The organism is Embleya scabrispora (assembly GCF_002024165.1).
In the GTDB taxonomy this organism is placed as follows: Bacteria; Actinomycetota; Actinomycetes; order Streptomycetales; family Streptomycetaceae; genus Embleya; species Embleya scabrispora_A.
In genome coordinates, this window is record NZ_MWQN01000001.1 from 2,138,428 (window position 1) to 2,151,711 (window position 13,284).

At 71.4% G+C, this 13,284-nt stretch carries 7 protein-coding genes; 2 read left to right on the forward strand and 5 right to left on the reverse strand.

Translation table 11 applies throughout. The features are described from left to right. Positions 1 to 38 precede the first annotated feature (38 nt). The gene (locus B4N89_RS09255) at positions 39 to 1,814 is read right to left on the reverse strand and encodes a 3-hydroxyacyl-CoA dehydrogenase family protein (RefSeq protein WP_078975417.1); all 1,776 of its coding nucleotides are present in this window, start codon (positions 1,812 to 1,814) and stop codon (positions 39 to 41) included. Between the two features lie 377 nt (positions 1,815 to 2,191). On the opposite strand from B4N89_RS09255, the gene B4N89_RS09260 reads away from it, so the two are divergent. Continuing rightward, positions 2,192 to 3,217, forward strand: coding sequence for an LLM class flavin-dependent oxidoreductase (locus B4N89_RS09260; RefSeq protein WP_078975418.1), 1,026 nt, complete (start codon positions 2,192 to 2,194; stop codon positions 3,215 to 3,217). 43 nt (positions 3,218 to 3,260) lie between these two features. Here the strand turns inward: B4N89_RS09260 and B4N89_RS09265 are convergent, their stop codons facing one another. Next, complete coding sequence (locus B4N89_RS09265; protein WP_078975419.1) at positions 3,261 to 5,696, reverse strand: ATP-binding protein; 2,436 nt, start codon at positions 5,694 to 5,696, stop codon at positions 3,261 to 3,263. Between the two features lie 531 nt (positions 5,697 to 6,227). On the opposite strand from B4N89_RS09265, the gene B4N89_RS09270 reads away from it, so the two are divergent. Beyond that, positions 6,228 to 9,197 carry a LamG-like jellyroll fold domain-containing protein gene (locus B4N89_RS09270; RefSeq protein ID WP_235618536.1) on the forward strand — a complete coding sequence of 990 codons (2,970 nt, stop codon included), beginning with the start codon at positions 6,228 to 6,230 and terminating at the stop codon, positions 9,195 to 9,197. 508 nt (positions 9,198 to 9,705) lie between these two features. Here the strand turns inward: B4N89_RS09270 and B4N89_RS09275 are convergent. The 3 genes from B4N89_RS09275 to B4N89_RS09285 form a co-directional block, all read right to left on the reverse strand. Further along, entirely contained in the window at positions 9,706 to 11,673 is a 1,968-nt protein-coding gene (locus B4N89_RS09275; RefSeq protein ID WP_235618904.1) for a protein meaA, read from the reverse strand. A 283-nt stretch (positions 11,674 to 11,956) separates the two neighbouring features. Continuing rightward, on the reverse strand, positions 11,957 to 12,262 hold the full coding sequence (locus B4N89_RS09280; RefSeq protein WP_078975421.1) for an STAS domain-containing protein: 306 nt from the start codon (positions 12,260 to 12,262) through the stop codon (positions 11,957 to 11,959). A 159-nt stretch (positions 12,263 to 12,421) separates the two neighbouring features. Beyond that, positions 12,422 to 13,270 (reverse strand): 3-hydroxyacyl-CoA dehydrogenase family protein, encoded by an 849-nt coding sequence (locus B4N89_RS09285; RefSeq protein ID WP_078975422.1) that lies wholly within the window; start codon positions 13,268 to 13,270, stop codon positions 12,422 to 12,424. Between the last annotated feature and the right edge of the window lie 14 nt (positions 13,271 to 13,284).

Here is a 13,284-nt window from a genome sequence, read left to right on the forward strand (position 1 = left end):
TCCGGCACGATCCGGCCGACCGCTGCCCCGGCGCCCGCCTACCGCTTCGCGTAGTCCCGGAAGCCCCGGCCGGTCTTGCGCCCGAGGTAGCCCGCCGTGACCAGGTGTTCGAGCAGCGGCACCGGCGACCAGCCCGGCTCGCGGAACTCCGCGAACAGCACCTTCTGAATGGCCAGCGAGACGTCGAGCCCGACCACGTCGAGCAGTTCGAACGGGCCCATCGGATAACCCGCGCCCAGCTTGATCGCGGTGTCGATGTCGTCGGCACCGGCGTAGTTGGCCTGGAGCATCCGCACCGCGTCGTTCAGGTACGGGAACAGCAGCGCGTTGACGATGAAGCCCGCCCGGTCCCCGCAGTCCACCGCGTGCTTGCGGGTACGTCGACACACCTCGTGGATGGTCGCCACCACGTCGTCCGAGGTGGCCACCGTCCGCACCACCTCGACCAGCTTCATCACCGGCGCCGGGTTGAAGAAGTGCATGCCGACCACGTCGGCGGGCCGCGAGGTGGCCACCGCGCAGTCGATCACCGGCAGCGAGGAGGTGGTGGTGGCCAGGATCGCGCCGGGCTTGCAGATCTCGTCGAAGTTCTCGAACAGGGCCTGCTTCACCGACAGTTCCTCGACCACCGCCTCCACCACGAGGTCGGCGAAGGCGAGATCGTCGAGCCGGGTGGTACCGGTCACCCGGGCCAGCGCCTCGGCCTTGGCCTCCTCGGTGAGCCGACCGCGCTGGATCTGCTTGTCCAGCGAGCGCACCAGCGCCCCGCGCACCCGCTCGACCTTGTCCTCGCTGCGCGCCACGTAGACCACGTCGTAGCCGGACTTGGCGAACACCTCGACGATGCCCGTGGCCATCGTCCCGGTGCCGACCACGCCCACCGCGTGCACCTCGCGCGGGGTGCCGGCGACCGCCGCGGCCCCGCCCGGTTCGGCCACCACGACCGGCGATCCGGCCTGCTCGTAGGTGTAGAAGCCGCGACCGCTCTTGCGCCCGAGCAGCCCCGCGGTACGCATCTGCTTGAGAATCGGCGCGGGCGCGTGCAGACGATCGCGCGACTGGCGATACATCTGCTCCAGGATTTCGTACGCCGTATCGATCCCGACCAGGTCGAGCACCGCGAGCGGACCCATCGGCAGGCCGCAGCCGAAGCGCATGGCCGCGTCGATGTCCTCGCGCGTCGCGTACTTCTGCTCGTACATCGACGCCGCGTGGTTGAGGTAGGCGAACAACAACCCGTTGGCGATGAACCCGGCCCGGTCGCCGGCCACCACGGGCGACTTGCCGAGGCGTTCGGCGAGCGCGACCACGTCGGCGAGCACGTCGGGCTCGGTGACCACGGTACGGATCACCTCGACCAGCTTCATCACCGGCGCCGGGTTGAAGAAGTGCAGCCCCACCACGCGCGAGGAGCGGGTGGTGGCCACCGACAACTCGGTGACCGACAGCGAGGAGGTGTTGGTGGCCAGGATCGTGTCCGGACCGCAGATCTTGTCGAGCTCGGCGAAGAGCGCCTGCTTGTGCGCCAACTGCTCGGGTATGGCCTCCAGGACGAGGTCGGCCGAGACCACCGAGGTCAGGTCGGTGCCGAGGGTGACCCGCTCGAAGATGTCGCGCTGCTGCTCTTCCGTGAGCTTTCCGCGCGCGGCGGCGCGGGTGGTCGACTCGGCGATCCGGGCCCGGCCGCGCGCGACGGCCTCGGCGGAGACGTCCACGCCCACGACGGTCAGTCCGGCGCGGGCCAGGACCTCGACGATGCCGGCGCCCATGGTGCCCAGGCCGACCACGCCGACCGTGCTGATGTCACGGCTCATCTGCTGTGCTCCTCGCTGCTGAAATGGCGTCTCCCGACCGGGAGTACGCCTTGGTTACTGCGAAGTAGTACCGCGGGTTTCCAGGGAGTATCGCAGCCCCTGTCGAACAGGCACAGGCCGGTCGGATGTGCCGTTCGCCTCGATCCATCCCGAACGCGTATTCGGACATTCGCTCCCATGTTCGGTTGATGACACCACGGGAGCCGATATCCGCCCGGTCGGGCACAAAACAATCAGGAGTGAAGGATTACCTCCACATGCCTTCACGCGTTGTGTTGTCGTGTGGGTGCCCTGTTGCCCACACCACCGCCTCCGCCGGCGTCGTCCGGCGGGAACCGGCCGGTCGGCATCGGTCACGAAACGACGAGGAGGACGCGATGAGGTTGGGCATCTTCCTGCTGGCGGCACAGTTCGACGCGGGCGACCACGGTGCGGTGCTCACCGCCGCCATGGACGCGGGAATCGCCGCGGAGGAGGCCGGATTCGACGAGGCGTGGATCGCCGAACACCATTTCGTGCCGTATGGGTTGTGCCCGTCGGCGGTCACCTTCGCGTCCATGCTACTGGGGCGTACCCATCGGATCGGGGTGGGTACGGCCATCAGCGTCCTGTCCAACCAGCATCCGGTGGCCCTGGGCGAGCAGACCGCGCTGCTCGACCAACTGTCCGGGGGGCGCTTCACCCTGGGCGTGGGGCGCGGCGGGCCGTGGGTGGATTTGGAGGTCTTCGGCACCGGGCTGCGGCGGCACGACGAGGCGTTCGCGGAGTCGCTGGACCTGCTGATGCGCTGGCTGACCCACCAGCGGGTGGGCGCGGACGGGGAGCACTTCTCCTTCCGCAAGGTGCCGGTGGTACCCCGTCCGCGCACCTACCCGCACCCACCGGTGATCGTCGCGTGCACGTCCCGGGAGACCGCGTCGCTCGCCGCGCGGCACGGGCTGCCGATGCTCCTGGGGATGCACGCGGACGACGCGGAGAAGGCGGCGATGGTGCGCACCTACGAGTGTGCGGCGTCCGCGTGCGGGCGGGACCCGAAGGCGGTCGAGCACGCCGCGGCGGCGGTCGCCTACGTCGCGGACACCCGGCGCGAGGCGGTCGAGGTACTGCGTCGCGCGATGCCCAAGTGGCTGCGCCGGGGCCTGTCGGCGCATGTGACGGTGGACGGCCGGCAGCGGCACATGCGCGATCCGGTCGAGTACACCGACTTCCTGTGTCGCATCCACCCGGTCGGCGCGCCGTCCGACTGCGTCCGCCGCCTCTCCCGCACCGCCGAGCGCACCGGAATCAACCGGTTCCTGCTCTTCGCCGAGGGCGCCGGAGTGGGCACGGCGACCCTGGAGAACGTGGCCCGACTCGGCAAGGAGGTACTCCCGGCTCTGCAAAAACAGGAGGCGGCACACTGACCCGAGTCCGGACCCGCCCGCTCCGAGCCGGCGCGGGTCGAGGTCAGCCCCCGACCGGCACCTTCACCTCGCCGGCCGGGGACTCCGGGGTCGTCGAGGTCGTCGGCGGCACGCGCGTGGGAGTGGGCGGTGCACTCGTCGGGGATGAACTCGCGCTCTGTGACGCCGAGTTGGCCGGAGTCGACGAGCGCGGCGCGGTGGCCGGAGCGCTGGTGTTCGGCGCCGTCGTCTCGCGGGCCGTCGCGGTGGCCGTGGTCGTGGCCCCACCGGTCCCCGGCTTGCGGCTGCCCGTCGGGGGCGGCGGCTTGTCCCGGTCCGCCTTGGGGTCGGCCTCCGGCCCCCGGTTCGGCGTCTTCGGGTCGTACGTCGCCGAGCCCGTCGAACCCACCGGATTGCGATGATCGCCCCGATCCGGCGAGTCCGAGCCCATCGCGACCACCGCCGCCAGGGTGACCACCAGGACCACCGCCGCACCGGCCGTCATCAACACGCCGCGCCGCCCGATCCCGCCCCGCTCGGCCCCGGCCGCGCCCTCCTGGCCGACCGCCGCCACCGCCGCCCGATCGCCTCCGGCCAGCGCCAACACCCGCCGGTCGGCGGCCAGTCCGCGCTTGTCCGATCCGACGTCACGCATCCGGGTGGCGGCGACCGCCTCCTCGCGCGCGCCCTCCGAATCGCCCGTGCACAATGCCAGGATCGCCAACTCGTGCCGGAACCAGGCGTGTTCCGCCGCCGCCGAGGCACCGGCCGCACGCGCCGAGGCCAAGCCCAGGTCCAACACCTCGCCCCAGGTGTCCCAGCGCGCCGAGGCGCCGAACGCGGGTGCCGACGCACGGGCCAGCGCCCGCGCCGAACCGGCCTTGCCCAGGCGCTCGGACTCGCGCAGGCAGGCCAGGATGGTGTCCGCCTCGCGGGCGATCTCGGCCGGGGTCACCGACGGGTGGGAGACCCACCAGGTGAAGTGCTGTATGGCCGCCACCGCCCACGAGGACGGTCCGCGCACGATCGAGGCGACCGCCTCGGCGGTACCTCCGGTGAGCCGATACCGGCCGAACTCACAGGCGGCGAGCCCCGCTTCGACCAGCTCGTCGGCGGCGCCCACCGCGTCCACCGCACCGGTCAGGGCCGGCAGGTGTACCGGGTCCGGGAGTTCGCCCTCCAGCGCGGAGGCCAGCCGCAACACCTGCTGGGCCGACGCGGACACCAGCGGCACCAGGCGCGGTACGAACTGCCGGGGGTCGCCGGGCGAGGGCAATTCGCCGGAGCCGTCCGCCGCGCCGTCGTCGAGCAGTCCGTAACGGCCGCGCTCGCGCCGCGCAAGCAGCGCCCCCGCCTGGACGAACCGCCCCGGGTGGCCGCCCACCTGGAACCACAGGGCGGAGGCCCAGGACAGCTCCTCGTCGTCGAGTTCGCGCCCGGCGACCCGGCGCAGCAGGTCGAAGGACGCCTCCTGCGGCAGCCCGTGCAGGGTGATCTCGTGCAGCGGCGAATCCCGGCGCGCGATCGGATCGACCAGTTCGGGCCCGGCCACCAGGAAAGCGCATTCCGGCGCGATACGCAGAAGTTCGGCGACGTCCTCCTGGCCGATGTCCAGGTCGTCGATCACCACGAGGGCCGCCACGTCGGCGAGGATCCGGGTCAGTTGCACACGTGTCGGTCGGTAGGCGGGTCCGCCGAAGCACGCGTCGTGCAGTTGCTGGAGCAGGTCGTCCAGGCCGCGCCGGCGCCCGTCGAGCAGGATCACCCCGTCCGGCGCGTGGGCGGGGTCGAGCGCGGCGAGCCGGCGCAGCAGCGTCGTGCGCCCGCTGGAGGCGGGTCCGCCGATCCGGACCGACGTACCGCGTTGCAGCAGCCCGGTGAGTTCGGCGATCTCGACGTCGCGACCCAGCGGTTCGGGGCCGGCCGAGGGCACCGAACCGGGCAGCCTGGACGGGCGCGGCGGCCGGGCGCCGGCGGGTACCGGCGCGACATCGGTGCCGTCCGCGCCGCCGAAGGTCAGGAGCAGGTCGCCCGCGTACAGCCGCAGCACGCTCGGCCCGGGTTCGTCGGTGCCGGCCCGCCCGCTCGGTGCCGGGTCCGACCAGTCGTCGTCGATCCGGATCGACTCGCCCCGCCCCGAAGGCGGCTTGCCCGGCCCGTCCGTCCCGAACCCGGGAGCGCTCCCACCCGACGTCGCGGGCTCGAAGCCCGCCGTGCCCCCGCCGAACCCGCCGGCATCGGCCGTCCCGAACCCACCCGAATCGCCCGAGACTTCCCGGGACGCCGAGGCGCGGCCCCCCGGGCGCGGCCCGAACAGCTCGTCCAAATAGGCGTCGTCACCCCAGGAGTCGACCCGCGAGTCGACCCGCGAGTCGATCCGGAAGTCGCTCCACGAGTCGCCCCCGGAGACCTCCCGGTCGCCGGCCGACGGCCGCGGCGGCTCGTCCCCGAAGTGCTGCTCCCCGCCCTCTTCCGGCCGTTGCCTGCCGCCGCCGTTCATGCCACTCCCTGTGCTCCCCGTCGTGGTTCCTCGACGCACCGGTGCGACCTGGGACGAGTCCGGGCACCCGGGGGCGGAAACCGGTGATCAGTGTGCCGGGCGCGGCCGGCGCACCGATACCCGGCGCCGGGTTCGTGACAAGATCGTTGAGCACCGACGCGGCGCGCACCGAGGCGGCCGAGCATGGGCATCGCGTGTCCCCGTCGTACCACGTTCCACCTTGCCACCTCCCGCCGTCGAGCGGACCGTCTCCGGGTCGACCTTCGCTCCCTCTTCACAACAACAACGCGCACGTCCGCAAGTGGTCACGGGGCCGGCGCACGCGGGTGACCCGAGGGGCGGCGAGGTTGCCGAAAAGTCGACCTACGCCCGGCGCGTCACCCTATGGTGCAGATGTGGCGCCACAACTGCCGGGCGCCCAGGGGGAACAGGGGGACATATATGTCCGGTTCCATACACTCGCGATACGCGGGACGGCAGGCGCACCGGGGACGAACCCGGCTTGCGTGCGCCGTCGCGCTGTTCGCCTCCTTGGCACTGTCGATACCCTCGGCCGGCGCGTCGCCGGCCGCGACCACGAGCACGTCGAGCACATCCACGCGCCCATCCGGCCCCGAACTGTTCGGCTCCCCGCCGACCGCGCGCGACGCGACGGCCCGAGCCGCCGCCGTACCGCCGAAGTTCGCCGACGAACCGGTACTGACCGGGCTGTCCCAGCCGATCGACGTGGCCTTCGCCCAGGACGGCCGGGTGTTCGTCGCCGAGAAGTCCGGCGTCGTCAAGGTGTTCGACTCGCTCACCGACACCACACCCACGGTGTTCACCGATCTGCGGGCGCAGGTGCACAACTTCTGGGATCGCGGCCTGCTCGGTCTGGCCCTGGCCCCGAACTTCCCGACCGATCCGTCGGTGTACGTGATGTACGCGCACGACGCGCGCCCCGGCGGCACCGCGCCCTACTGGGGCACCGCCACCGGCGCCGACGACGGTTGTCCCGACCCGCCCGGCGCCCAGGCGAAGGGCTGTCTGATCACCGGCCGGATCAGCAAGCTGACCGCGACCGGGAACACCGCCGGTCCCGAGCGGGTGCTGGTCGAGGGCTGGTGCCAGCAGTTCCCGTCGCACTCGGTCGGCTCGCTCGCGTTCGGCCCGGACGGCTACCTCTACGCGTCCGCCGGGGACGGGGCGAGCTTCGACTGGGCGGACTACGGGCAGACCCCGGCGAGCGGCGCGATCCCGGGCAGGGAGCCGATCCCGGCGAATCCGTGCGCGGACGGCACCGCGGCGGTGGGCACCGTACTGACCGCTCCGACCGCCGAGGGCGGCGCGCTGCGAGCCCAGGACTTCCGGACCGCGGGCGACCCGTTCGCGCTCAACGGCAGCATCATCCGGATCGATCCCGCCACCGGCGCGGGCGCGCCGGGCAACCCGCTCGCGGGCAGCGCCGACGCCAACGCCCGCCGACTGGTGGCGGCCGGCCTGCGCAACCCGTTCCGGTTCGGCTTCCGGCCGGGCACCAACGAGGTCTGGGTCGGCGACGTCGGCTGGAGCACGTGGGAGGAGATCGACCGGTTGACCCCGTCGAGCACGGCCGTGGCCAACTTCGGCTGGCCCTGCTACGAGGGCTCGGCCCGCCAGGGCGGCTACGAGTCGATCGGCCTGAACCTGTGCGCCGACCTGTACGCGGAGGGCGCGGGCGCGGTCAAGGCGCCCTACTACGCCTACCGGCACGGTGCGGTGGTGGCGCCGGGCGACGGCTGCTCGACCGGCAACGGCTCGGCGATCTCCGGGGTGACCTTCTACAGCGGACAGCGCTACCCCGCCGCGTACCGCGACGCGATGTTCTTCGCCGACCACAGCCGGCGGTGCATCTGGAGCATGCGCGCGGGCGCCGACGGCCTCCCGGACCCGGCCACCCGCCAGGCGTTCGTCACCAACACCAATCCGGTGCAGCTGACCACCGGCCCCGAGGGCGACGTCTACTACGTCGGCTTCGAGGACGGCGCGATCCACCGGGTCCGCTACACCGGCGGCGCGCCCACCGCGGTCGCCTCGGCCACGCCGACCACCGGGAGCACCCCGCTGACCGTGGCCTTCACCGGCTCCGCCTCCACCGACCCGGATCCGGGCGAGACGCTCACGTACGCCTGGGACCTCGACGGCGACGGCGCGTTCGACGACTCGACCGCGGCGAACCCGTCGTACACGTACACCGTGCCCGGCACCTATCGGGCCAGGTTGCGGGTGACCGACCCGGTCGGGCTGACCGGCGACTCCGCCCCGATCACCGTCACCGCCGGCAACTCGCCGCCGGTACCGGTGATCGATTCCCCGACGTCGACGCTGACCTGGAAGGTCGGCGACCCGATCGCTTTCACCGGGCACGCGACCGACCCCCAGGACGGCGCCATTCCCGGCAGCGGCCTGAACTGGCGCATCGTCATGCACCACTGCACCACGCCGACCAGCTGCCACGAACACCAGATCACCGCGCAGGGCGGCGCCTCCGGCACCTTCACCGCGGTCGACCACGAGTATCCGTCCTGGCTGGAACTGCGGTTGACCGCGACCGACTCCGGCGGCCTGACCGGGACCACGAGCGTGCGCCTGGATCCGCGGACGGTGGACATCACCCTCGCCTCGAATCCGCCCGGCCTGACCCTGGGCCTGTTCTCGTCCCAGCGCCCGGCACCGTTCACCGGCACGGTGATCGTCGGCGGCACCTCGTCGATCGCGGCCCCGTCGCCGCAGACGCTGAACGGCAAACGCTACGAGTTCGCGTCCTGGTCCGACGGCGGCGCGGCGGCACACAACATCACCGCACCCGCGACACCGCTCACCCTGACCGCCACGTTCCGCGAGGTCGACGGGCCGGTACCCGGGCTGATGGCGCAATACGGCTTCAACGCGTCGAGCGGCACGGTCCTGGTCGACGGCACCGGGCAGGGCAACAACGGCACCGTCGCCGGCGCCGCGTGGGTACCCGGCCGCACCGGCAACGCGCTGTCCTTCAACGGCACTTCATCCATCGTCACGGTGCCGCACAGCGCCCGCCTGACCCTCACCACGGGCATGACCCTGGAGGCCTGGGTCAAACCCACCGCGATCACCGGCTGGCGCTCGATCCTCCTCAAGGAGCGCGGGGGCGGCCTGTCCTACGCCCTGTACGCGAACGGCACCAGCGCACCCAACGCATCCATCAACACCACGGGCACCAACAACGACACCTACGCGGACGGCACCGCCCCGCTACCCACCAACACCTGGACCCACCTCACCGCCACGTACGACGGCAACACCCTGCGCCTCTACGTCAACGGCGTCCAAGTCGGGGCGACGCCACACACCGGCCCGATCATCGACGCGGGCGGCGCCCTCAGAATCGGCGGAAACACCATCTGGGGCGAACACTTCGCAGGCCTGATCGACGACATCCGCATCTACAACCGAGCCCTGACCCCCACGGAAATCACCACCGACATGACCACCCCAATCCCCTAACCCCACCCCCCGGACGGGCCACCCCAGCCCGTCCGGGCCCAATCAGCCCGCCGGACCCCACCCCAACCCGCCCAAGCCCACCCCAGCCCGCCCGGGCCCAAACCCAACCGGCCCGAGCCCAATCCAGCCCGCCCGGGCCCAAACCCAACCGGCCCGAGCCCAATCCAGCCCGCCCGGCGCTTGAGGACACAGAAAAGCCCACCAACCTCACAAGGTCAGCAACAAGCCCAGGCCCACCAACCCCCAGCCCATCCGGCCCCAATCCAGCCCGTCCGGCGCTTGAGGACACAGGAAAGCCCACCAACCTCACAAGGTCAGCAACAAGCCCAGGCCCACCAACCCCCAGCCCATCCGGCCCCAATCCAGCCCGTCCGGCGCTTGAGGACACAGGAAAGCCCACCAACCTCGCAGGCTCACCAACAAGCCCGAGCCCACCCACTCCAGCCCGTCCGGCGCTTGAGGACGGCAAGCCGACCTCGGCCCACCACACGACCGAGGTCGACCGAACTCAGGCCGACAGCCCGTTCGCCTCCCGAATCACCGAGACGATCCGCCCCATGATCTCCGTGATCCCGAAGTCCTTCGGCGTGAACACAGCCGCCACCCCCTGCGCCAACAACGACGCCGCATCCGCAGAAGGAATGATCCCGCCCACCACCACCGGCACATCACCGATCCCCGCGCCGCGCATGCGCGAGAGCACGTCGGGGATCAGCTCCAAATGCGACCCAGACAGGATCGACAGCCCCACACAGTGCACGTCCTCCTCGACCGCGGCCGCGACAATCTGCGCCGGCGTCAACCGAATCCCCTGGTACACCACCTCGAACCCGACATCGCGCGCCCGAACCGCGATCTGCTCGGCCCCGTTCGAGTGCCCGTCCAGCCCCGGCTTCCCGACCAACAACCGCAGCCGCCCGCCCAGTTCCTCCCCGGTCCGGCGCACCGCCCCCCGCACCTCGCCGAGCCCGGCGCCGTCCTGCACCCCGACCACCCCGGACACCCCGGTCGGCGCGCGATACTCGCCGAACTCCTCGCGCAGCGCCTGCGACCACTCCCCCGTGGTCACCCCCGCCCGCACACACGCCAGCGTGGCCGGCATCAGGTTGACCGCGTCGGCCGCCTTCCACGCCCGGGCGTCCTCGCGCAGCCGCGTCATCGCCGCCTCCACCGCCTCCGGATCGCGCGCCGCCCGCCACGCCCGGACCTTCTCGATCGCCGAGCGCTCGGCGTCGGGGTCGGCGCTCATGATCGCCGCGTCCAGGTCCGCGGTGAGCGGGTTCTCCTCGGTGGTCTCGAACCGGTTCACCCCGACCACCACCTCCTCGCCCGCCTCGATCCGGGCCCGCCGGGCCGCATGCGAGCCGACCAACTGCGACTTCATGTAGCCCGATTCGATCGCCGCGACCGCGCCGCCCATCGCCTGCACCCGGTCGATCTCCTCGCGCGCGCCCGCCACCAGGTCCGCGACCTTGGCCTCGACCACATGCGAGCCGGTGAAGATGTCGCCGTACTCCAGCAGGTCCGACTCGTAGGCCAACACCTGCTGGATCCGCAACGACCACTGCTGGTCCCACGGCCGGGGCAGGCCCAGCGCCTCGTTCCAGGCCGGCAGCTGTACCGCGCGGGCCCGGGCGTCCTTGGACAGCGTCACGGCCAACATCTCCAGCACGATGCGCTGGACGTTGTTCTCCGGCTGCGCCTCGGTCAACCCGAGCGAGTTGACCTGTACGCCGTAGCGGAACCGGCGCTGCCGGGCGTCGCGCACGCCGTAGCGCTCCAGCGTGAGTTCGTCCCACAGCTGCACGAACGCCCGCATCTTGCACATCTCCTCGACGAAGCGCACACCGGCGTTGACGAAGAAGGAGATGCGCTGGACCACGTCGCCCATGCGCTCCGGCGGCACCTGCCCGGAGTCGCGGACCGCGTCGAGCACGGCGATCGCGGTGCACATCGCGTAGGCGATCTCCTGCACCGGCGTCGCGCCCGCCTCCTGGAGGTGGTAGCTGCAGATGTTGGTGGGGTTCCACTTGGGCAGGTGCGAGACGGTGTAGGCGACCGTGTCGGTGATCAGCTTCAGCGAGGGGCCGGGCGGGAAGACATAGGTCCCGCGCGAGAGGTATTCCTTGATGATGTCGTTCTGCGTGGTGCCCGTCAGCTTGGCGACGTCGGCGCCCTGCTCCTCCGCGACCACCTGATACAGCGCGAGCAGCCACAGCGCGGTCGCGTTGATCGTCATCGAGGTGTTCATGCCCTCGACGGGGATGCCGTCCAGGAGTTCGCGCATGTCGCCGATGTGCGAGATCGGTACGCCGACCTTGCCCACCTCGCCGCGGGAGAGTTCGTGGTCGGGGTCGTAGCCGGTCTGGGTGGGCAGGTCGAAGGCCACGGACAGACCGGTCTGGCCCTTGGCCAGGTTGCGGCGGTACAGCGCGTTGGACGCGGCGGCCGAGGAGTGACCGGCGTAGGTGCGCATGACCCAGGGGCGGTCGCGCTCGACCGGGGTCGGCTGCGAGGGCTGAGCTGAGGGCGTCTGGCTCGCCACGGAATACCTCCGGAGGTTCCGGGCCGACCGGACCTCGGCGACTACCGGCCTGGGCAACCCCGCTGGTCCGCTGTCACCGCGCCTGGTTCGGCCCTGCTTACCACGGAGTGTACTGACGGGTAACCGCTCGGGACAGGTGTGATCGGCCACAGCCCGCCAGTCGTTTCCCGGCCTGCCTGACAGTGTGTCGGCACCGGTCGACGCATGGTCCCGATCAGGCGGCGGTGGGTTGGCGCAGGGTGAGGATGCGGTGCAACCGAGTCAGCACCAAAATCCGGCGCACGTCGGGATTGACCCCGATCAGCACGAGTCGGCGCTCGCGTCGGCCCGCGCGTCGATGCGCGCCGACGATCAGTCCCAGGCCGGTGGTGTCCAGCGCGGGCACGTGGGTGAGGTTGAGAATCAGGTCGCCGTCGCCGTGGTCCAGCGCGTCGTGCAGCGCCAACCGGACGTCGGCGGTGGACCGCACGTCGAGCACGCCTTCCAAGTGCAGCTCACGCGGGTCGCCCCAAACGCGCATCGTCTCCTCCTGGGGAGTCCGTCCGTTCGATGACGGTTCGACTCCCCAGCAGAACACCCAAAACCCGATAATCCTCACTCATCACAGTGGACTTCACTCGTACCGGTGACGATTGATCGGATGATGCGCCGATTGCGCACCGCCCGACGAACCGCCCGCTCAGTAGGCGTAGAAGCCCTTGCCGGACTTCCGGCCCAGGTCGCCCGCGGCCACCATGCGGTTCAGCAACTCCGGCGGCGCGAACTTCTCGTCCTTGGTCTCGGTGTAGATGTTGCTCGTCGCGTTGCGCATGATGTCCACGCCGGTGAGGTCCGCGGTGGCCAGCGGGCCCATCGCGTGTCCGAACCCCAGCCGGCAGGCGATGTCGATGTCCTCGGCGGTGGCCACACCCGCCTCGTACAGCTTGACCGCCTCGACGGTCAGCGCGGTGATCAGCCGGGTGGTCACGAAGCCGGCCACGTCCCGGTTGACCACGATGCAGGTCTTGCCCATCTCCTCGGCCAACTCCCGCGCGGCGGCCAGCGTCTCGTCCGAGGTCTTGAACCCGCGGACCAGTTCGCACAGCTTCATCAGCGGCACCGGGGAGAAGAAGTGCATGCCGACCACCGCCTCCGGGCGGCCGGTGACCGCGGCGATCTCGGTGATCGGGATCGCCGAGGTGTTGGTCGCGAGCACCGCGTCGGCCTTGCAGATGCGGTCCAGTTCGCGGAAGACGCCCTGCTTGATCTCGACCTTCTCGAACACCGCCTCGACCACGACGTCCGCGTCCGCCACCGCGTCCAGGTCGATGGTGGTGGTGATCCGGGCGAGCGCCGCCGAGGCGTCCTCGGCGGTCAGCGTGCCCTTGGCCGTGAACTTCTCGAACGAGGCCTCGATCCCGCTCAGGCCCCGGGCCAACGCGGCGTCGGTGACATCGCGCAGCACCACGGTGTGGCCCGCCCGGGCGGCGACCTGGGCGATGCCCGATCCCATCAACCCGGCCCCGACGACGGCGATCTTCTTGGTCACTGCGCAACCTCTCC

Coding starts and splice junctions, on each gene's coding strand:
- B4N89_RS09275 (WP_235618904.1), bottom strand. CDS start 11,673: ATGCGCACCTACGCCGGTCACTCCTCGGCCGCCGCGTCCAACGCGCTG.
- B4N89_RS09260 (WP_078975418.1), top strand. CDS start 2,192: ATGAGGTTGGGCATCTTCCTGCTGGCGGCACAGTTCGACGCGGGCGAC.
- B4N89_RS09255 (WP_078975417.1), bottom strand. CDS start 1,814: ATGAGCCGTGACATCAGCACGGTCGGCGTGGTCGGCCTGGGCACCATG.
- B4N89_RS09265 (WP_078975419.1), bottom strand. CDS start 5,696: ATGAACGGCGGCGGCAGGCAACGGCCGGAAGAGGGCGGGGAGCAGCAC.
- B4N89_RS09280 (WP_078975421.1), bottom strand. CDS start 12,262: ATGCGCGTTTGGGGCGACCCGCGTGAGCTGCACTTGGAAGGCGTGCTC.